This is a genomic window from Gramella sp. Hel_I_59 (assembly GCF_006714895.1).
Lineage (GTDB): Bacteria > Bacteroidota > Bacteroidia > Flavobacteriales > Flavobacteriaceae > Christiangramia.
The window spans coordinates 59,952-78,246 of the sequence record NZ_VFME01000001.1 but is presented as its reverse complement, the minus strand read 5'-3'; the positions used below and the strand labels follow the sequence as shown (position 1 = coordinate 78,246).

The following is an 18,295-nucleotide window of genomic DNA, read 5'->3' as shown; positions in this document are numbered from 1 at the left end:
TGATATAGATAATGATGAAAACAAAATTATTGATTTTAAGTTTTTTGATGGTCACCGGAGGTTTGCTCCAGGCGCAGGTGCGCTTCGAATCCAAGGTTAGCAGGGAGAAGCTGGGAATTAATGAACGGCTTCGGGTTGATTTTGAAATGAATGAAGATGGAGATAATTTTAATGCTCCTTCTTTTTCAGATTTTACCGTAGTTGGCGGCCCTAATCAAAAAATAAGCACGAGCATCCTTAACGGGAAAATGGCTTATTCAAAGACCTATAGTTTTTATCTCCAGCCGAAAAAGCGTGGAACACTCACCGTGGGACAGGCTGAGATCGTTATCGATGATAAGGTTTATAAAACATCGCCCATAGATGTTGAGGTCACTGCGGCCGTAGACAAACCAACCGATGGGAATAATACTGAGTTGATCGCCGAGGATAATTTGCACCTCGTGGCAGAAGTCTCTAAAGGAAATCCATATTTAAACGAAGCGATCACTGTGGTATATAAGCTGTATGTGAGTCCGCGAATTAGCGTAAGCAACTGGAGGGAACTTGATAATCCACAATATAATGATTTCTGGAGTCAGAGTGTGGACATCAAGCAGCTTCGTGTCGAAAATGGTGAATACCGCGGTGAGCCTTATCGTTATGTAATCCTAAGGAAAACGATTCTTTATCCACAAAAAACCGGTGAATTAAATATTGAGCCACTTACATTATCTGTGGCGGTAGATGTTCCTAGCGAACGTCGCGATATCTTTGGAAGTAGGATCTACAAGACCGTCAATAAAACCGTGGCGGCAGATAATAAAAAGATCAATGTAAAAGCTTTGCCTACGAATGCGCCAGAGAATTTTACCGGAGCTGTTGGTAAATTTGATTTTAGCGTAAGTAGTAGTAAAAACGAGCTCAATGCGGGCGAAAGTCTGCAGGCCAAAGTTGAGGTAAAAGGAAACGGAAATTTGAAGTTATTTGACCTTCCAGAACTAACCGCTCCTTCATCTCTGGAAATGTATGATCCGGAACGTCGTGAAAATGTGAATACGAATTTGAACGGAATGCAGGGAAGTATTTCAAATTCCTATACAATAATACCAACCAGAAAAGGGAAATATCCAATTCCGGCATTGTCCTTTTCTTATTTTGATCCAAAAAGCGAAACTTATATCACGCATACTTCAGATGAAATGCTTATAAGCGTTGATAGCGGACCTCTAGCAGGATCTAACAATACGAGCAATTCTGGAGTAAATAAGCAACCGGTTGCTTTCAATGACAGTCAGTTTAGGTTTATTAAGTTGAATACTAATTTGAAACCTCTTGATGATTCAGGTTTCTTTGGTTCCGCTGGTTTCTGGACGGCTTTGATACTTCCACTTGCAGCTATTCCACTATTTATTCTCTTCGGAAGAAAAAGAGATAAAAGAGCCGCAGATGTTACTGGAAATAGAATTAGAAAAGCAGATAAACTGGCCAGAAAATATCTTTCAGAAGCAAAAAGGAATTTAGGAGATCAGAAGGAATTCTATCTTGCCCTGGAAAGATCGATGCATAATTATCTGAAAGCGAAACTGGGAATCACCACCAGCGAAATGAGTAAGGATAGAATTTATCAAATACTTAGCGAGAAGCAGGTCGATGAGCAAACTACGACAGAGTTTATAGCGCTTTTATCTAGTTGTGAATTTGCACGTTATACACCGGCATCATCAGACGCTATGCAGCAGGACTACGAAAAAGCAGCACGAGTAATTTCAACCCTTGATAAACAACTATAACATGAGAAAAGTAATCGTTCTTATCTTTCTATTTGTTTCCGCTCTTGGGTTTTCCCAGAACCAGGAACTTTTTGATAAAGCCAATGCGGCTTATCAAAATGGAGAATTTGAAGCATCTATCTCTAGTTACGAGAAGATCATAGAAAACGGTGAAGCTTCAGCAGAGGTTTATTATAATCTTGGAAATGCACATTATAAATTAAATAATGTCGCGCCGAGTATCTATTATTTTGAAAAGGCACTTCAGCAACAACCGAAGGATGAAGATATTCAGAATAACATCGAGTTTGCTCGTAACATGGCGATTGATGATATTGATGAGGTCGAACAAACGGGACTTTCCGCTTCTTTTGGGAACATGATCTCAAAGTATACTGCTTCCGGATGGGCAATCTTTGCCATTGTATTTTCAGTGATCTTTGTGGTTTTATTCCTGCTCTATTATTTCTCCCGAAGCTCTCTTCAGAAGCGGTTATTCCTGGGTTTTGCATCTCTAAGTGTAATTGCCTGTATTATTTCCGTAATATTTGCCTTTCAGCAGGAAGCTTACGTTGAAAACAACCAGTACGCGATCATATACCAGGAAGTTGTAGAGGTGCGGGATGAGCCTAATTTACGTGGTGAAGCCAGCTACGAGCTTCATGAAGGTACCAAGGCAAAGGTGCTTGAAGATTTTCAAGAATGGTCGAAAATTGAACTTTCCAACGGTGCTCAGGGTTGGGTTAATAGTCAAAACATCAGGAAGTTGTAGATATTTTTGATTAAGTCTTTACAATTCATTATTATAGTTTTCTATATAGTTCTGAAATTTGACTTAGTTTTACAATCGTGAAGAACATCACTTTCATTCTGGCTTTTATATTCACAGCGTTTCTGTGCACTCCCAGCATTATTGCTTTGATTGACAGAAATGTTGATATTTCTATTGCCTATAATGTGAACGAAGAAGAAAGTACTTCCAAAAACCAGATCAGCCTGGAATACACTATTGAGGAGATGGACTCTAATTACAAAAGCATCCATTATCTTCAAATTAGAAAGCAGGATGGACATAACTACAGAGAAAGCAGGTACAAGGTCTTTCTTTCAATTACCTCTCCACCACCGAAACTGGCATAATACTCCCACATCTATATTCACGATAAATTCGTGAACCCATTTATTTTTCAATTTTAAGATTACAGGAGTTTCTCCTGACATAATATATTATATATGTTTAAGCATTTAAATAAAGATTTTCCGGCGAGTATTGTCGTGTTTTTTGTTGCCATTCCTTTGTGTCTTGGTATTGCCCTTGCCAGTGGTGCACCATTGTTCTCTGGTTTAATTGCCGGTATCATTGGTGGTATCGTGGTTGGAGCCATTAGTGGTTCAAGCCTTGGAGTTAGTGGTCCGGCAGCAGGACTTGCAGCCATTGTTCTTGCAGCAATTACTAATATTGGTTATGAGAACTTATTACTGGCTGTAGTGATTGGTGGTGCGATCCAGATTGGATTCGGACTTTTAAAAGCAGGTATTATTGGGTATTATTTCCCAAACTCGGTAATTAAAGGAATGCTTACAGGTATTGGAATTATCATTATCCTGAAGCAGATCCCTCACTTTTTTGGCTACGATGATGATCCTCAAGGCGACTGGGCATTTTTCCAGGTAGATGGAGAGAATACGTTCTCAGAAATTTTCAATATGGCGAATGGCATTAGCCCGGGAGCAACTTTGATCGCTATCATTGCGATGATCATTCTTGTACTTTGGGAAACTGTATTAAGCGATAAGGGTAAGTTCTTTAAACTTGTACAGGGACCATTAGTTGCAGTGGGAACTGGGATTATATTCTTCCTGGTTACCAAGGGAAATGAGACATTCGGAATTTCTCAGGAGCACCTTGTAAATGTTCCGGTACCAGATAGTTTTGATTCCTTTATTGGTCAGTTTACTGTACCTTCTTTCGAAATGATAGGAACTTTACAGATCTGGATCACCGGTTTTACGATCGCGTTGGTAGCCAGTCTGGAAACCTTATTATGTGTGGAAGCAACAGATAAACTGGATCCGCACAAAAGAACCACTCCTACTAACCGTGAACTTTTCGCACAGGGGACAGGAAACATGCTTTCAGGTATGATTGGTGGATTGCCAATTACACAGGTGATCGTAAGAAGTTCTGCGAACATCCAGTCTGGAGGTCAAACCAAAATGGCAGCAATTCTGCATGGTTTTTTACTGTTGATCTCTGTTGTAGTAATTCCTAATATTCTTAATTATATTCCACTTTCAGTACTGGCAGCTATTCTATTTCTTGTAGGATATAAACTGGCGAAACCAGCCTTATTTAAGGAAATGTATTTGAAAGGCTGGAAGCAATTCGTACCATTTATTGTAACCATCGTGGGTATCGTATTTGGTGATCTTCTAATTGGAATTGGTCTGGGACTTGCCGTTGGAATCGTTGTAATTCTTATCAAATCTTACCAGAACTCTTACTTCCTTCATATTGAAAATGAAACGGATGAAAACAAGACGGTGAAAATGACCCTTGCTGAAGAGGTTACATTTATCAATAAAGGAGCGATCATTAAGGAATTGAATAAATTAAAAGAGAATTCTTATCTTATCATGGATGTGCGAAAAAGCAGGTATCTGGATAATGATATTATAGAGATTCTTGACGATTTCAGAGTAAAAGCTGCGGAAAAGAATATAGATATCAAGATTATTTCAGAAAGAGGAACTATTGAGAATCCGGATAGTTACCAGGAATTTTTCGCACAGAAGAAGATCAGCTAATTTAGTAGATCAGTATTAACCAAATTCTAATAAAAACAAATTATGATTAAAGATATAATCAATAAAGACAAGCAAACGAAATTAAGCCCTGATGCAGTGCTGAAGGATCTAATGGAAGGAAACGAACGATTTTCCAGTGCTAAAATGCACGAGAGAGACTACGCTTCCCAGGTTGAGCAGACAAAAGGAGGACAATGGCCACAGGCGGTTGTTCTTGGCTGTATCGATTCACGAGTGCCTTTAGAAACTATTTTCGACCAAGGAGTTGGAGATATCTTCTCTGCAAGAGTAGCAGGAAACTTTGAAAATACGGATATTCTTGGAAGTCTGGAATACTCCTGTAAAGTTGCAGGAAGTAAACTAGTGATGGTATTGGGACATGAAGCTTGCGGCGCAGTTAAAGCTGCCTGTGATGATGTTGAACTAGGTAACATCACTCACTTACTAAGCAATATTAAACCTGCCGTAAAAGCAACTGAAACTAGTGGCGAAAGAAATTCCAGCAATTCTGATTTTGTTGCTGGTGTGGTTGAAAATAACGTGAAACTTACCATGGACAGGATCAGAGAGAAAAGTCCGATTCTTAAGGAAATGGAAGATAATGGTGAAATCAAAATCGTTGGAGGAGTATATTCTATCTCTAATGGAAAAGTAAGCTTGCTATAAGAAATTAGTAAAGGAAATAATAAAGATCCGGGATCGCTTCAATGTGGTTCCGGATTTTTTTATTCAGCTTCCGCCTCAAAGTCCCAAAGGTCTTTTTCCTTTACCTGTTTTATGATCGATGGTAATATGATAGGGGCAATTACAGCTACCGGTTCATAAAGTACAGATTCCTCAAGTGTTTCAGTTTCTACGAATTCAAGTGTTTTATTGCTGGTCATAAAGAACATGATGATCACACTGGCAACAAAAGCAGATTTCATTAATCCAAATATTGCTCCCAACAATTTGTTTACGATTCCAAGCGCTGCAAAGTCTGCCACTTTGGTAAGCATTTTCCCAATTAAGGAGACCACGAAAATGATAATTAAAAAAGTGATGGCCAGGCTCGCGAGATTTATGATTTCGATATCCCAATCTACATGTTGCGAAAGAAATTCGCCGGCGTAATAGGAAAAGTGAATGGCACCGTATATACCGGCTACAAGTCCTAACAACGATGCAAGCTCAGTTAAAAATCCTCTGAAAAAACCACGTACCAATCCGTAAAGCAGGAAAATCCCCAGGACAATATCCACTGTATTCATGTGTCAAATATAATAATTATAAAATCTTAGATGATATCTTTGCAGTATGGCAAGAGATGAACAATTAAAGGAGCGCTGGCAGGAATTACAAACCAAATTATCCAATCAATTTGCAGATGGAGATATATTGGAGCTGGATGCTATTATATACTTAATCGGGGTACAGGAATTGGGTCAGGTTCACCGTAAATTTAAGAAGGATCATAAACTCGATTTGATGCATATTGCAATCTGTACTTTACTGGAGCCTTATGGCTATTACGAATTCGATTATTTTGATGAAGACAGCTGGCCACATTTTAAGGTGAAGGAGGAGTTACCAAGTTTAAAAGCCGGGGAGCAGTCGGTTTTAATGAAGGAAGCGATCGTGAATTATTTTATGGAAAAAAAGTATATTTCATAAATGAACCTTCTGCTAAGTTTTGATTCGTTTCCAAATGATAGTGGTCCTATCTACCAGGAAACAATGGCTGGAAGATTACCTGTGGAGCCATTCAATACTTTCAGCAATATTTTCTTTCTACTCATTATAATTTACTTTTCGCTGAAGGTCTATAGCGACTATCGCAATCATAGATTTTTAGCGTGGAGCCTTCCAGTTCTTTTTATGGGATTTGTTGGAGGTACCGTCTATCATGCAACCCGAAGTCATGACTTCTGGATGTACCTGGACTGGCTTCCTATTATATTTTTATGCCTAGCAGTTTCAGTTTATTATACCATAAAACTGGAAATTACTAACCGGAATAGGATCTGGCTAATCGTTCTAATTTTAATTCTGGTGTTTGGTGTGCGTATGCTCCCATGGGATGATAGTGTACAAACCTCTGTAGGCTACGTGGGAACAGCGCTAGGACTTTTACTGCCTGTGATCACCTATTTCCTTACCACACGATCAGCAAACTGGGTATATATTTTACTGGCATTTCTCAGTTTTGGATTTGCCATCAGCTTCAGGGTACTGGATGGATTTGTGTATGTAATTCCTATGGGAACACACTGGCTATGGCACAGCTTTGGGGCACTTTCCGTATTTTTCTTGATGACCTTTATTTACCGGGACCGGTTGCTCGTGAAGTCTCTTTCTTCGGAAGTGGCCACTTCAGAATAAGCATTTAAAGCGCACGATTTTCGGTATTAATTTTACTAAATTTGCGCTTCTGAAAAGACTAAACCAATGATTGATAAGATTAAAGAGCATATTGCTGAAGTTGAAAGCTTTAATGCTGCTACGAATGAAGAAATAGAAACTTTCCGAATCAAATACCTTGGTAAAAAAGGGATTCTGAACGACTATTTTGCTGAGTTCAAGAATGTTCCAAATGAACAGAAGAAGGAGTTTGGCCAGGTGATCAATCAGCTTAAGAATTCTGCAACCCAGCGCGTAAATTCTTTAAAGGAAAGTCTTGAGAACAGTCAGGAAGAAAAAGGCGTATATGGTGACCTTAGCAGACCGGGAGAACCGGTTGAAATAGGTTCCAGACATCCAATTTCTATTGTTAAGAACCAGATCACCGAGATCTTTAGCAATATTGGTTTCAATGTTTCTGAAGGACCGGAGATGGAAGATGACTGGCATAACTTTACGGCACTAAACCTTCCGGAATATCACCCGGCAAGAGACATGCAGGATACGTTTTTTATTCAGACAGATCCTGATATTCTGTTGAGAACACATACCTCTTCAGTTCAGGTTCGTTACATGGAGGAGAATAAACCACCAATTAGAACGATCTCTCCGGGTAGAGTTTTCAGAAATGAAGCAATTTCGGCAAGATCACATTGTATATTTCATCAGGTAGAAGGATTGTATATCGATAAGGACGTTTCTTTTGCCGATATGAAACAAACGATCCTGTATTTTACGGAGCAACTCTTCGGAAAATCAAAAATACGCCTTAGACCTTCTTATTTCCCGTTTACCGAGCCAAGTGCTGAAGTGGATGTATACTGGGGTCTCGAAACTGAAACCGATTACCGAATTACCAAAGGAACGGGTTGGCTTGAAATCATGGGCTGCGGAATGGTAGACCCGAACGTTCTAAGAAATTGTAATATAGATCCACAGGAATATTCAGGATTTGCTTTTGGGATGGGAATTGAAAGAATTGCCATGCTGCTTTACCAGATAGAAGATATCAGGATGTTTTACGAGAATGACCTAAGATTTCTCGAGCAATTTAAATCTGCACTATAATGAAAAAATACGCTATCCTCATCATTGGGGCAATTATCCTGGGAATCATCATTTATGTGACCTTTGTGATCGCAGTTATCAAACTGACTTTAGGATTGATCCTGCTTGCAGTTGCGGCAGCACTCTTATACTGGTTGTGGATAAAGATCAAACACAAAGCTGAAGATACATTTTGAGGAAAGATATTGAAATTCCGGAAGTAGAAGAGGTATACCTCGCTGCGGTCTATGTATTGAACGAACAATTCGAATCCTACGAATGGAATGCCTATTTGATCAATGCTTCTTCGGAAGCTTTGGAAATGGCGCTCATCGTATCCAGAGGTTTTGATAAGAAGAAGGAAACTTCTACCATGCGACATAAAATTGAAGTACTGCCAGCAAAGAATTTCGCCAAGATCGAATTTCTTCAGGAAGATGTTCTAAAGCTGAACAATGAGTTTAAGGTGACATTCTTCCAGAATAATAAGATGTACGAGAAGACTTTTGTTTTTAAGGCGAATAGCATTCGGGAAAATGCACGGGTGGAGCTCCCGGTAATACCGGAAAAAGGAATTCTTGCAAAATGATGACTCGATACTAGCATAAAAAAAAGCCTCCATTTGGAGGCTTTTTTAGTTCTGTATATTAATATGATTCTTATTAAAATCTGTCATTAAGATCTTCAAATTCCCCTTCAAGAGCACCACCATCATGAACTTTCACAGTTCCTCCAACATAAATTTTTGAACCTTCTCCAACGAATTCCAGTTTCCCGTTACTCTGAATATTCAGGTCTCCGTGAATTTCAACCAATCCGTTTACTCTAAGTGTACTTCCAGAAGTGATCGTAAGATTTTCAGCAGATCTGTTATTACCAAGATACATAGCTCCTGAAACATTCATTTCTCCTCCGCTGGAAAGATTTGCACTTTTCTCGATCATTAGGGTTCCGCAGAAATTAAGCGTTCCATTTACATTAAGATTCTTCACGTTCATAATACCAGAGTAAGACTCAGTAGAAGAAGGTGTAATGGTTAGGTTTTTATTCCCATCGAATGCCTCGTAATCTGAGCAACTTAGAAATTCTTCCGGACTATTATTTGGTGCGTCTTCCGCAGAAATGATTCGAAGAATTTTCAAACCTTTTCCAGAAGCAACGTAGATATATTCACCTTTAGCCTGTACGAAGTTTGCACTACCTTCAATTTCTGCAATACCTTCAGCAAGTGGAGTAAGATCTTCACCAAGCTTTAAGATATCAAGTCCTGCACCTCCATTAGCCATATATATATAATTCCCATCAGTAGAAACTGCGTTAGTCACAGCATCTTCAGTAGAGATACTAGCAGCGTCTGGATGCATTTTAAGTGGCAGACTGCTTACTTTAGAATTACTTTCAAAACTATAGATCCCGGCACCTTCTGTACCTTCAGAAATAAGGATGTTATCACCATACCAGGCAATCGTTCTTTTTGATTCAGCAGTTAGTGCAGCAGTGCTAATTTGAGATGTAAGATTAAAACCATCGGTCAAATCAAAATTCATAAGTCCGTCAACACCACTTAAAACGGCGAGGGTATTATTATGAATTGCAGCATATCTAAGGTCTCCAATTTCTTCAGTGGTAATTCCATCAAATGCAGTAAGATCACCAGGATACATGAATTGAGTGATGGATCCAGCATCTCCGGTTACAGAAATTGCATGTTCATCGAATGGTAAGATATGTACGCCAGCATTTCCCGTATTACCAAAGTCGAGATAGTAATTTGAATCAATACGTGATTCAGTCGCATCTCTAACTATAGTAGATGGAAGATTTCCTCTTTCAAGATTAAAATATCCCATTAGCGAGCGCATCCCTGCACCTCGGTTATTTTTTGCTGAAGCACCTGTGAAAACCAGGTAGCCGTTATCGTCTGCAAATAAAGAGTTAATGTCTGCGACATCAGTTTTTATTCTACTAATTAGGATAGGCTCATATTTATCGCTGATGTCAACAACATCAATAGCGCCAAGATATGTGGCGCCTTCTTTGTTGTAAGAAACATAAGCGAAATCACCTTTTACATCTACGTGTGTAGCTCTTAGTTTTACTCCATCAACTTCAGGAGCTTCAAGCGAAGCGATCTGCTCGATACCAAAAACGGTAGAAGCATCGGAATTTCTATTGTTGCTAATCGAGGCAAAACCAATAACTCCAGTTTCGTTAAAATTGATCGCAGAGGAAAGTTCTGAAGCATCTGCAATACTGAAATCAGATTCCTGAGAAGGTTCGTCTGAAATACTGTTCTTTTCGCAGGATGCAAATAATAGGATAGCACTTAGGCTTAATCCGAATAATCTTTTATTCATGGTAAATAGGTTAGTTAAAGTATTTGGGCAGGTAAAAATAGCAATTAATCTCTATGTTCAAAATGAAACTGGTTGAACGACAGGCTTTTTCGATAAAGTGTAAGAAACTACCGATAAGAAAATACTGAAAATAAAAAAAGCCAGCAATTTGCCGGCTTTTTAAGTATAACGAAATAATGAATTTTCTAGTGTTCGTGACCGTCGTGATCATGATCTTCCTCACCATCATAGGTATTGTACATACCGTAAACAAAGGAATAATCGGCAGTTCTAATATCTCCCATTACCCATAACCAGTTATTTTCAAGGTCATCATTCAGGAATTGTAAGGTAGCTCCAGAGTTCAGAATTAAATCTCCAGTTACGATCAGGACTCCGTTGATATTGAAGTGACCACCATAATTGATGATAAGATCTTTAGGCTCTTCTTCAGATCCTATGATAGCAAGACCAACTGTTGTCATCTCACCGTTACGTCTAATAACCGTATTTTTTTCTGTCTCAATCTCACCACAAATATTCAGTTCACCAGCTACACGCAAGTTTTCTAAATGTGTATGTTCACTAAAGTCCATAGCTTCACCTTTACCTACATGCAGATCCTTAGGACCATCATAGACAGGAAAAATATCGCAATCTTCGAACCCGTTCTTTAAGAATACCGGTTCGTGGATTCCCTGTAGAAAAACAGGCTCATGGATTTTTGTTGTAGAAGTTTTTGATTCTTTTACTGCTGATGAAGTTTCTGTCGTGATATCTTCCGAAACAGAATCAGTCTCACACCCGGTTAGGAATAGGCCAAGTCCTAAGCCGAGAAAAAGTAATTTTTTGTTCATGATAATTTTTGGTTTAAAATGATTTGGTAGGGTAAAAGTACTGTATAAGATGATAACAGTGCAAATAAATCGCTGAAAAGTTTGTATAACAGCGATTTATAAGATCAAAAGTAAGAAAATACTGATATTTTAATCTAATTTGTCTACTAGCTTATTAAAAACCTTTTTAGGATTCTTACCCTCGTAAAGTATGGCATATACCGCATTGATAATCGGTGTTTTAGCTCCCTTTTCCTGGTTGATCTTATAAGCACTTTCAGTAGCGTAATAACCTTCAGCAACCATGCTCATCTCCATTTGAGCGCTTTTAACGGTATATCCTTTACCTATCATATTCCCGAACATCCGGTTACGACTAAATACAGAATAACCAGTCACCAAAAGGTCCCCCAGATAGGCGCTATCGTTGATATTACGCTTCATTTTATGGACTTTCTTGATAAACTTCTTCATTTCCCTAATGGCATTACTCATAAGTACACTCTGGAAATTATCACCATAACCCAGACCGTGAGCAATTCCTGCGGCGATCGCATAAATGTTCTTTAAAACAGCTGCGTATTCAGTACCAATAACATCATCTGTAGTCTTGCATGTGATATAATCACTTCCAAGATAGCCAGCAACCAGCTGAGCTTTTTGTTCATCCTGGCAGGCAACTGTTAGATAAGAAAGTCTCTCCAAGGCTACTTCTTCAGCATGACATGGTCCGGTTAAGACTCCAATGCATTCCATAGGAACATCGAAGTACTGATTGAAATGTTCCCCAACGATAAGACTAGTTTCCGGAACAATGCCTTTAATTGCTGAGAAAACAACTTTGTCATGTAGCGGAATCGTTAGTGCATCCAGTTCTCTTTTCAGAAAAGCGGAAGGGATCGCAAAAATGATGAATTCTGAAGCTTCTACAACTTCATTAATATCATTGCTTAGGGTAAGCTGATCATTATTAAATTCTACTGAACTTAAATAATTGGGATTATGATCCTGCTTCTTAATGTGTTCCACAGCATATACACTGCGCATATACCAGTTTACGTTATCCAGATTCTCACATAACATTTTCACGATAGCTGTTGCCCAGCTACCTCCACCAATGACACCAAAACTCGGAGCTTTATCCATATAATTACATTCTCTTCTCCAAAAATAGTCAATTTTAGAGGTATTGAAAGAATTGTTCGGCATTTCAGCATAAATATTGAGAATGCTGTAATCCTACTGCGCAAAAGATTAACAATTAAAGTTCAGGAGCTGTACAATTTGATAAATGTGTTGTCGTTCTAATATTGTGCTTTACATATAGTTTTGTAAAGTTTACATTCTTAGTTTTTTGGTTGGTTATTTAGTTGAAAAAAACCGTTTCGCAAGGAGCGGTTTTTTTTATGTCTTCAATTTTGAGAAAACTTTAGGATGCAGAAGAGGAGCGAATCTGCAAGGCTTTTGTACATTTAAATAACTAACTATAAATCAAAATAATGGGATTATTTTCGTTCATTAAGAATGCAGGAAAAAAGATCTTTGGTGCAGATAAGCCGAAGGACAATGAAGTAAGTACAACAGATAATAAGTTAAAAGAGAAGAAGGAAAATGAAAGAGTTTCCAGGAATCTGGAAGAGACTATTCGCGACCTGAACCTAAAAGCTGATAATCTTCATATCAATATTGAAGATGATATGGCTACGATCACTGGAACCGCTTTAGATCAGGCAACCCGTGAAAAGATCGTACTGGTTGTAGGTAATTCTGAAGGTATTGCACAGGTAGACGATAGAATGGATGTTGAAAATAAAGAGCCTGAAGCTGTTTTCCATACAGTAGAAAGAGGTGATACTTTAAGTAAGATCTCAAAGAAGCATTACGGAGATCCAAACCAGTATCCATTGATCTTCGAAGCAAATAAGCCTATGCTGGATGATCCAGATAAGATCTATCCTGGTCAGGTTCTAAGAATACCACCAATGGATAGTAAAAGATAGATTTCAAAGACTGTTTAAAAGTCCTGAGAATATTAAATTGAGAGCAGTCGACGTTCTTATGCTTGTAGTTCCACAATGAAAAAAGTAGGTTCAATCAGCAAACTAGGATATTCAAAAAATGGATTTTTAAACAGTCTTTACTTATTTATAGAAATTCATTTCATCAATATATTTCCAGACATCATCAGGTAACAGAGGTGTTACATTTTTTTCTTCGGAAATAGATCTTCTTATAAAGGTTGCTGAAATTTCAATAATTGGAGCGTCAACTCTGGTTATTTTTGCATGATCTCGAAATCTCTCGACTACCATGCCTTCAGCTATTCTGGGATAAACATACAACTGATGATTCTCCAGAATAACCTCATAATTCTTCCAGCGATGGAAGCTCTTCAAATTATCCTCACCCATAATCAGACAGAACTCATTAGTAGGAAACTTTTCCTGTAAGTGGGCCAGTGTATTCACGGTATAATTTGGTTGTTCAAGACCATATTCAATATTGCTGGGTTTCAGGTTTTCGAAATGCTCACAAGCTCTGTAAACCATTTCGAGTCTGTGATGATTATCAAGTAAGGTGCTTTTCTTTTTGTGCGGATTATGCGGAGTCACAACCAGCCAGACTTCATCAAGGTCTGAATGTTCTACCATATGATTGGCGATGATCAAATGACCAATATGGATAGGATTAAAGGACCCAAAGAATAAACCTACTTTTCTGTTCATTCCTTAATATTATCTGCGCCCACATAATTGGAAACCAGGTTATAAGCTTCTTTCAAAGCAGTTCCCAGGTGATTGTTCTCGATAATAAAATCAAATTGAGGTGCGGTTGCAAGTTCAATAGAAGCTTTCGCTACGCGCATATTTATCTTATCGTCACTTTCAGTCTTGCGCTTTTTTAACCTGATCTTTAATTCTTCGATACTTGGTGGTTTCACGAATACTGCGAGTGTTCTGTCTGGATAAATATGTTTGATATCCAAGCCGCCAACCACGTCAATGTCAAAAATAACGTGCTTTCCTTTGGCCCAGATTCGTTCCACTTCGCTTTTTAAAGTTCCGTAGAAATTATCGCGATAGACTTCTTCCCATTCCAGGAATTCGTCGTTTTTGATCTTTTGTTTAAAATCTGAAAGAGACAGAAAATAATAGTCCTGCCCATGTTGTTCTTCACCTCTGGCTTCTCTCGAGGTTGCTGAAATTGAAAAATCAAGTTTCAATTCCTCATGTTTCAGTAGATGTCTAACTATAGTAGTTTTACCGGATCCTGAAGGAGCTGAAAATACGATCAATTTACCATCGTCCATTACAATACGTTTAAGATCTGTTCCTTAATCTTTTCAAGTTCGTCCTTCATTTGCACCACCATTTGTTGCATTGGTGCATAATTTGATTTGCTACCTATGGTATTGATCTCTCTTCCTATTTCCTGGGAGATGAAAGCAAGTTTACGTCCATTTGAATCTGAAGAATCCAGTGTTTTCTGAAAATAATCCAGATGGTTATCCAGTCTTACCTTTTCTTCAGTAATATCAAATTTTTCGATATAGTATACGATCTCCTGCTCAAAACGATTTTCATCGGCTTGCTCCTTTATCTCTTCTATACCCTTCCGAAGTCTTTCTCTAACAGCTTCTACACGGTCTGGATCGATCCTAATCACATCGTCCAGCAAAGATTTTATATTATTAATACGAAGTTGAAGATCCTTTTCGAGCGCTTCACCTTCATCTGTTCTAAATTTATTGATCTCTTTTAAAGCATCTTTTACTGCAGTTTCGATCACAATGAATTCCTCTTCATCGATCTCCTCACGTTCAGTTTTAAGAGCATCGGGCATTTTTACCGCCATCTTCAATAGCTCAATTTCACTGGTATCGACAATCTTCCGAAGTTGATCCATATAGATCTTAACTGCTTCAGTATTTACATTTGTAGAGGTTTGCTCTGCGGTGGATTCCACATAAATGGAAAGATCTACTTTACCGCGACCAAGAGAATCGGAGATAATATTTCGAAGTTCGAGTTCCTTTTCACGGTATTGCGACGGAATGCGGGCATTCAGGTCAAAATTCTTACTGTTGAGAGATTTGAGTTCAACAGTGATTTTCTTGGCGGGAATTTGTGTAACGCTCTTCCCAAAGCCTGTCATCGATTGGATCATGCCTGAATTTTAAAAGCTTGCGCAAAGATAATCAATTCTATAGCATGTACAATTGTATGCCCGGTAGATGCAGTCTAATCTAAAAGAGAACTAATAAACTCCGTGACCCTTTTTTCATGATAATAAACATTGGTTCTGGTTACAAAGCCTACATGGCCACCAAAAGCAGGCATCTCGAGATGTATATTTTCTGAATTTTCTGCAACTTCTTCAGGATAACAACCTGGAGATAGAAAACTATCATTCTTAGCACTTATCAATAAAGTGGGGACTTCTATATCCTCCAGAAAATTTTGGGCACTCGCCTGAGCATAGTAGTCATCGGCATTTTTGTAGCCATGAGCTCTGGAAGTATAGAGTTCATCAATATCCCGAAGAGAATTACAGGAAGCTACCTTACTTTTATCGAGATGATCCGGAAACAGTTCTGCACGTTTGTTCAGGTGCTGCTTTAAATTGATCTCGAATCTCTTACTATAAATAAAATTTCGCATTCTATTGATCGCTCCCAGTGATCCTGCAAGGTCACATGGAACAGAAACTCCCGCAGCGCCAATGATTTCCTTAGGTCTGCTGCGCTGTTCACCCAGGTATTTCATGAGTAAATTTCCTCCAAGGCTAAATCCTACCAGAGCGATTTTCTTATATTTTTTCAGAGATAATACATGGGTTATCACTTCCGCCAGATCATCGCTTGCACCGGCATGATAACTTTGAAAAAACCTGTTCATTTCTTCACTACATCCCCTAAAGTTCATGGCTACGGAATCCCATTGCAGGTTATTGAAGGCAAGCGCCATTCCCTGCATATAGGGTCTATCTGCACTACCTGCTAAACCATGAAGCAGGATCACCAGCATTTCTGAATCTTCTTTGCTTTTGCTCCAGTCCAGATCTATAAAATCTCCGTCACTAATAGTGATACGTTCCCTGGTATAGCTTAGATCTACCTTCCTGAGTTTCCCAGCGTAAATGGTTGAAGCGTCTGCATTTTTGAAAATTCCAGTAGGATGATAGTTGCTTGAGAGAAGCGGCATGTATCTAATTTAATATAAACTTAGGTAAAATTTGTTATGCATGCATACTATTTATTGGTAGTTTTGAATAAAAGTAAGATCATGTATACTAAGAAATTCGAGATACGATGGAGCGACCTTGATGCGAACAGGCACCTTGCCAATTCTGCATATATAAATTTTATGAGCCATACAAGAATGGGCTTTTTGATGGAAAATGGTTTTGGTCAAAAGCAACTCGCTCATTACAATCTGGGACCTATCGTATTTTATGAGCATATATATTATTTCAAAGAGATATTTGCAGGTGAACCGGTAACAGTGAGTCTTGAGTTAAACGGACTTTCTGAAGATGGGATGTACTTTGAATTTATTCATAAGATCTATGATCACAAGGGTAGGAATTGTGCAACTTGTGAGATGATGGGATCGTGGATAGACCTGGAAGAACGCAAACTTACCACCCTGCCGGAAGAGCTTTTCAAGCAGTTGGACAGTACACCAAAAACTAAAGAATTTAGAACTCTCACCAAGGAAGATACCCGTAAATACGGGAAACGACCAGATAATTTAAGCAGCGAGGAGCTGGCTAAACTATAAGCAGAATCAAGTTTTATAGAAAGGTCTGTATTGTAGAATTACTCTATAATATCAGGCCTTTACTTTTGTCTTTTTCATACTTACCATATACACACCAACGAATACCAGTGTAGCCGCAATACCTTTAGTCCAGTTCAGGGAATCTGCACCAACCATGATCGCAAAAGTGATCGCGATAAGTGGTTGCAGGTATATAAATGCACTTATGGTAGATGCTGAAAGCTGCTTCAGCGCATAAATGTTCAGTAAATAGGTCATAAAAGTTGTTCCAAGAACCACGTAGCCCATTTTCCAGATTGCGTCAAATGGTAAATTACTCCAATCTACAGCAACAAATTCAGTATAAGTGATGGGAAGATTGATAAATACAGCGATTAAGAATAGCCACTTCATCAAAGTAATCGCATGATATTTCTTAGTAAGCGGTTTTACGAGAATGAGATATAGACCATAGGAAAAGGCATTGACGATAAAGAGTACATTTCCAAGCGGGATGTTCGGAGCATTCTGGTTCTGGTCTGAGCTAAAAAGCACCAACACTAGCGCACCGGCCATTCCTATAATGATCCCAATAGTTTTTAATAAAGTGATGCGCTCTTTTATCAGGATAGACGCAAGAATCAAAACCATTACTGGCGATAAAGTGATGATAACCGAACTATTAATAGGTGTTGAAAGGCTGAGTCCTTTAAAAAAGAACAGCATATTGATAACCATCCCAAAAATAGCACAGCCAATAATACGTGGCCAGTCGGAAGTGGCGATCTTTTCCTTTGGAGCAAAAATACTTATAGACCAGAAAAGGATCGCTGCACCGGTCACTCGAAGTAATATAAAACCGAAAGGCTCGATATACAAAGGCATTAAACCTTTGGCAAGGGTATGATTGATCCCGTAAATGGTGCTCGCTCCAATAGCGGCCAGAATGGCTAATAATCTGGTGTTATCCATGTACTGAACTTTTTGCAGCTTCCACGGTCTTTTTAGAATTCCCAATAAAAATCTTGTCTTCGTTAATGATCACCGGTCGCTTCAGGAATGTATAATGCTCCAGAATAAGTTCCTTATAATCAGGTTCCTCTAAAGACTTATTTTTTAGATCACGCTCTTTATACAACCTCGCCCTTTTACTGAAAAGACTCTCATAAGATCCGGCCAATACATGCATTTGTTCCAATTGTTCCTTAGAAATAGCTTCGGTCTTGATGTCCTGAAGTTCAAAATCATCTGGAAGGTCCAGCTCCTTCAAGATTCGTTTACAGGTATCACAGGTGGAAAGATGGTAGACTTTTTTCATAACTGAGAGTTTTCGCAAAATGCAAAGAACGAATATTTTGTCGGGAAAACATATATTC

The 18,295-nt window shown here is 38.6% G+C and carries 22 protein-coding genes; 12 read left to right on the top strand and 10 right to left on the bottom strand.

Going from position 1 to position 18,295, the window contains the following annotated elements; genetic code table 11:
- The first annotated feature begins 14 nt into the window (after positions 1-14).
- The 5 genes from JM79_RS00350 to JM79_RS00330 all read left to right on the top strand — a co-directional run bounded on the left by JM79_RS00350 (position 15) and on the right by JM79_RS00330 (position 5,225).
- Positions 15-1,772 (top strand): BatD family protein, encoded by a 1,758-nt coding sequence (locus tag JM79_RS00350; RefSeq protein WP_141879138.1) that lies wholly within the window; start codon positions 15-17, stop codon positions 1,770-1,772.
- Position 1,773: 1 nt separating this feature from the next.
- Positions 1,774-2,523 (top strand): tetratricopeptide repeat protein, encoded by a 750-nt coding sequence (locus JM79_RS00345; protein ID WP_141876263.1) that lies wholly within the window; start codon positions 1,774-1,776, stop codon positions 2,521-2,523.
- Positions 2,524-2,600: 77 nt separating this feature from the next.
- Positions 2,601-2,891: a hypothetical protein gene (locus JM79_RS00340; RefSeq protein WP_141876262.1), complete on the top strand. Its 291-nt coding sequence runs from the start codon at positions 2,601-2,603 to the stop codon at positions 2,889-2,891.
- A gap of 93 nt (positions 2,892-2,984) precedes the next feature.
- Positions 2,985-4,559 (top strand): SulP family inorganic anion transporter, encoded by a 1,575-nt coding sequence (locus tag JM79_RS00335; protein WP_141876261.1) that lies wholly within the window; start codon positions 2,985-2,987, stop codon positions 4,557-4,559.
- A gap of 42 nt (positions 4,560-4,601) precedes the next feature.
- A complete protein-coding gene (locus JM79_RS00330) occupies positions 4,602-5,225 on the top strand; it encodes a carbonic anhydrase family protein (RefSeq protein WP_141876260.1) in 624 nt (207 codons plus the stop codon).
- 59 nt (positions 5,226-5,284) lie between these two features.
- On the opposite strand, the gene JM79_RS00325 is transcribed toward JM79_RS00330, so the two are convergent.
- Positions 5,285-5,809 carry a CvpA family protein gene (locus JM79_RS00325; protein WP_141876259.1) on the bottom strand — a complete coding sequence of 175 codons (525 nt, stop codon included), beginning with the start codon at positions 5,807-5,809 and terminating at the stop codon, positions 5,285-5,287.
- A 46-nt stretch (positions 5,810-5,855) separates the two neighbouring features.
- On the opposite strand from JM79_RS00325, the gene JM79_RS00320 reads away from it, so the two are divergent.
- From JM79_RS00320 to JM79_RS00305, 5 genes are all read left to right on the top strand, one after another.
- Positions 5,856-6,212: a hypothetical protein gene (locus JM79_RS00320; RefSeq protein ID WP_141876258.1), complete on the top strand. Its 357-nt coding sequence runs from the start codon at positions 5,856-5,858 to the stop codon at positions 6,210-6,212.
- Positions 6,213-6,920 (top strand): ceramidase, encoded by a 708-nt coding sequence (locus JM79_RS00315; protein ID WP_141876257.1) that lies wholly within the window; start codon positions 6,213-6,215, stop codon positions 6,918-6,920.
- Between the two features lie 66 nt (positions 6,921-6,986).
- Positions 6,987-8,006: a phenylalanine--tRNA ligase subunit alpha gene (gene pheS, locus JM79_RS00310; protein WP_141876256.1), complete on the top strand. Its 1,020-nt coding sequence runs from the start codon at positions 6,987-6,989 to the stop codon at positions 8,004-8,006.
- Positions 8,006-8,182 carry a hypothetical protein gene (locus JM79_RS16085; RefSeq protein WP_185739439.1) on the top strand — a complete coding sequence of 59 codons (177 nt, stop codon included), beginning with the start codon at positions 8,006-8,008 and terminating at the stop codon, positions 8,180-8,182. Before pheS ends, JM79_RS16085 begins: the two co-directional genes overlap by 1 nt.
- The gene (locus JM79_RS00305) at positions 8,179-8,574 is read left to right on the top strand and encodes a hypothetical protein (protein ID WP_141876255.1); all 396 of its coding nucleotides are present in this window, start codon (positions 8,179-8,181) and stop codon (positions 8,572-8,574) included. The genes JM79_RS16085 and JM79_RS00305 overlap by 4 nt, the downstream gene beginning before the upstream one ends.
- Before the next feature lie 73 nt (positions 8,575-8,647).
- Here the strand turns inward: JM79_RS00305 and JM79_RS00300 are convergent, their stop codons facing one another.
- The 3 genes from JM79_RS00300 to JM79_RS00290 form a co-directional block, all read right to left on the bottom strand.
- Complete coding sequence (locus tag JM79_RS00300) at positions 8,648-10,342, bottom strand: hypothetical protein (protein WP_141876254.1); 1,695 nt, start codon at positions 10,340-10,342, stop codon at positions 8,648-8,650.
- Positions 10,343-10,527: 185 nt separating this feature from the next.
- A complete protein-coding gene (locus tag JM79_RS00295; protein WP_141876253.1) occupies positions 10,528-11,178 on the bottom strand; it encodes a hypothetical protein in 651 nt (216 codons plus the stop codon).
- A gap of 129 nt (positions 11,179-11,307) precedes the next feature.
- Positions 11,308-12,303, bottom strand: a complete 996-nt coding sequence (locus JM79_RS00290; RefSeq protein WP_141876252.1) for an NAD(P)H-dependent glycerol-3-phosphate dehydrogenase — start codon at positions 12,301-12,303, stop codon at positions 11,308-11,310.
- A gap of 353 nt (positions 12,304-12,656) precedes the next feature.
- On the opposite strand from JM79_RS00290, the gene lysM reads away from it, so the two are divergent.
- Entirely contained in the window at positions 12,657-13,157 is a 501-nt protein-coding gene (lysM, locus tag JM79_RS00285; RefSeq protein ID WP_141876251.1) for a peptidoglycan-binding protein LysM, read from the top strand.
- A gap of 141 nt (positions 13,158-13,298) precedes the next feature.
- Here the strand turns inward: lysM and nadD are convergent, their stop codons facing one another.
- The 4 genes from nadD to JM79_RS00265 form a co-directional block, all read right to left on the bottom strand.
- Positions 13,299-13,883, bottom strand: a complete 585-nt coding sequence (gene nadD, locus JM79_RS00280) for a nicotinate (nicotinamide) nucleotide adenylyltransferase (protein ID WP_141876250.1) — start codon at positions 13,881-13,883, stop codon at positions 13,299-13,301.
- Positions 13,880-14,467, bottom strand: coding sequence for a guanylate kinase (gene gmk, locus JM79_RS00275; protein WP_141876249.1), 588 nt, complete (start codon positions 14,465-14,467; stop codon positions 13,880-13,882). Before gmk ends, nadD begins: the two co-directional genes overlap by 4 nt.
- Positions 14,467-15,324 (bottom strand): YicC/YloC family endoribonuclease, encoded by an 858-nt coding sequence (locus tag JM79_RS00270; protein WP_141876248.1) that lies wholly within the window; start codon positions 15,322-15,324, stop codon positions 14,467-14,469. The genes gmk and JM79_RS00270 overlap by 1 nt, the downstream gene beginning before the upstream one ends.
- Before the next feature lie 74 nt (positions 15,325-15,398).
- Positions 15,399-16,361 (bottom strand): alpha/beta fold hydrolase, encoded by a 963-nt coding sequence (locus tag JM79_RS00265; RefSeq protein ID WP_141876247.1) that lies wholly within the window; start codon positions 16,359-16,361, stop codon positions 15,399-15,401.
- 81 nt (positions 16,362-16,442) lie between these two features.
- On the opposite strand from JM79_RS00265, the gene JM79_RS00260 reads away from it, so the two are divergent.
- Complete coding sequence (locus JM79_RS00260; protein WP_141879137.1) at positions 16,443-16,940, top strand: thioesterase family protein; 498 nt, start codon at positions 16,443-16,445, stop codon at positions 16,938-16,940.
- Between the two features lie 51 nt (positions 16,941-16,991).
- Here the strand turns inward: JM79_RS00260 and JM79_RS00255 are convergent, their stop codons facing one another.
- Both JM79_RS00255 and JM79_RS00250 read right to left on the bottom strand, forming a co-directional pair.
- Positions 16,992-17,891 (bottom strand): DMT family transporter, encoded by a 900-nt coding sequence (locus JM79_RS00255; RefSeq protein WP_141876246.1) that lies wholly within the window; start codon positions 17,889-17,891, stop codon positions 16,992-16,994.
- On the bottom strand, positions 17,884-18,237 hold the full coding sequence (locus JM79_RS00250) for an ArsC/Spx/MgsR family protein (protein ID WP_141876245.1): 354 nt from the start codon (positions 18,235-18,237) through the stop codon (positions 17,884-17,886). Before JM79_RS00250 ends, JM79_RS00255 begins: the two co-directional genes overlap by 8 nt.
- Between the last annotated feature and the right edge of the window lie 58 nt (positions 18,238-18,295).

What these genes read in the sequence shown, in the direction of transcription:
- JM79_RS00250 (WP_141876245.1), bottom strand. Translation starts at nt 18,237, where the DNA reads ATGAAAAAAGTCTACCATCTTTCCACCTGTGATACCTGTAAACGAATC.
- JM79_RS00255 (WP_141876246.1), bottom strand. Translation starts at nt 17,891, where the DNA reads ATGGATAACACCAGATTATTAGCCATTCTGGCCGCTATTGGAGCGAGC.
- lysM (WP_141876251.1), top strand. Translation starts at nt 12,657, where the DNA reads ATGGGATTATTTTCGTTCATTAAGAATGCAGGAAAAAAGATCTTTGGT.
- pheS (WP_141876256.1), top strand. Translation starts at nt 6,987, where the DNA reads ATGATTGATAAGATTAAAGAGCATATTGCTGAAGTTGAAAGCTTTAAT.
- JM79_RS00260 (WP_141879137.1), top strand. Translation starts at nt 16,443, where the DNA reads ATGTATACTAAGAAATTCGAGATACGATGGAGCGACCTTGATGCGAAC.
- JM79_RS00335 (WP_141876261.1), top strand. Translation starts at nt 2,985, where the DNA reads ATGTTTAAGCATTTAAATAAAGATTTTCCGGCGAGTATTGTCGTGTTT.
- JM79_RS00350 (WP_141879138.1), top strand. Translation starts at nt 15, where the DNA reads ATGAAAACAAAATTATTGATTTTAAGTTTTTTGATGGTCACCGGAGGT.
- JM79_RS00315 (WP_141876257.1), top strand. Translation starts at nt 6,213, where the DNA reads ATGAACCTTCTGCTAAGTTTTGATTCGTTTCCAAATGATAGTGGTCCT.
- JM79_RS00270 (WP_141876248.1), bottom strand. Translation starts at nt 15,324, where the DNA reads ATGATCCAATCGATGACAGGCTTTGGGAAGAGCGTTACACAAATTCCC.
- JM79_RS16085 (WP_185739439.1), top strand. Translation starts at nt 8,006, where the DNA reads ATGAAAAAATACGCTATCCTCATCATTGGGGCAATTATCCTGGGAATC.
- JM79_RS00290 (WP_141876252.1), bottom strand. Translation starts at nt 12,303, where the DNA reads ATGGATAAAGCTCCGAGTTTTGGTGTCATTGGTGGAGGTAGCTGGGCA.
- JM79_RS00330 (WP_141876260.1), top strand. Translation starts at nt 4,602, where the DNA reads ATGATTAAAGATATAATCAATAAAGACAAGCAAACGAAATTAAGCCCT.
- nadD (WP_141876250.1), bottom strand. Translation starts at nt 13,883, where the DNA reads ATGAACAGAAAAGTAGGTTTATTCTTTGGGTCCTTTAATCCTATCCAT.
- JM79_RS00295 (WP_141876253.1), bottom strand. Translation starts at nt 11,178, where the DNA reads ATGAACAAAAAATTACTTTTTCTCGGCTTAGGACTTGGCCTATTCCTA.
- JM79_RS00345 (WP_141876263.1), top strand. Translation starts at nt 1,774, where the DNA reads ATGAGAAAAGTAATCGTTCTTATCTTTCTATTTGTTTCCGCTCTTGGG.
- JM79_RS00320 (WP_141876258.1), top strand. Translation starts at nt 5,856, where the DNA reads ATGGCAAGAGATGAACAATTAAAGGAGCGCTGGCAGGAATTACAAACC.
- gmk (WP_141876249.1), bottom strand. Translation starts at nt 14,467, where the DNA reads ATGGACGATGGTAAATTGATCGTATTTTCAGCTCCTTCAGGATCCGGT.
- JM79_RS00300 (WP_141876254.1), bottom strand. Translation starts at nt 10,342, where the DNA reads ATGAATAAAAGATTATTCGGATTAAGCCTAAGTGCTATCCTATTATTT.
- JM79_RS00325 (WP_141876259.1), bottom strand. Translation starts at nt 5,809, where the DNA reads ATGAATACAGTGGATATTGTCCTGGGGATTTTCCTGCTTTACGGATTG.
- JM79_RS00265 (WP_141876247.1), bottom strand. Translation starts at nt 16,361, where the DNA reads ATGCCGCTTCTCTCAAGCAACTATCATCCTACTGGAATTTTCAAAAAT.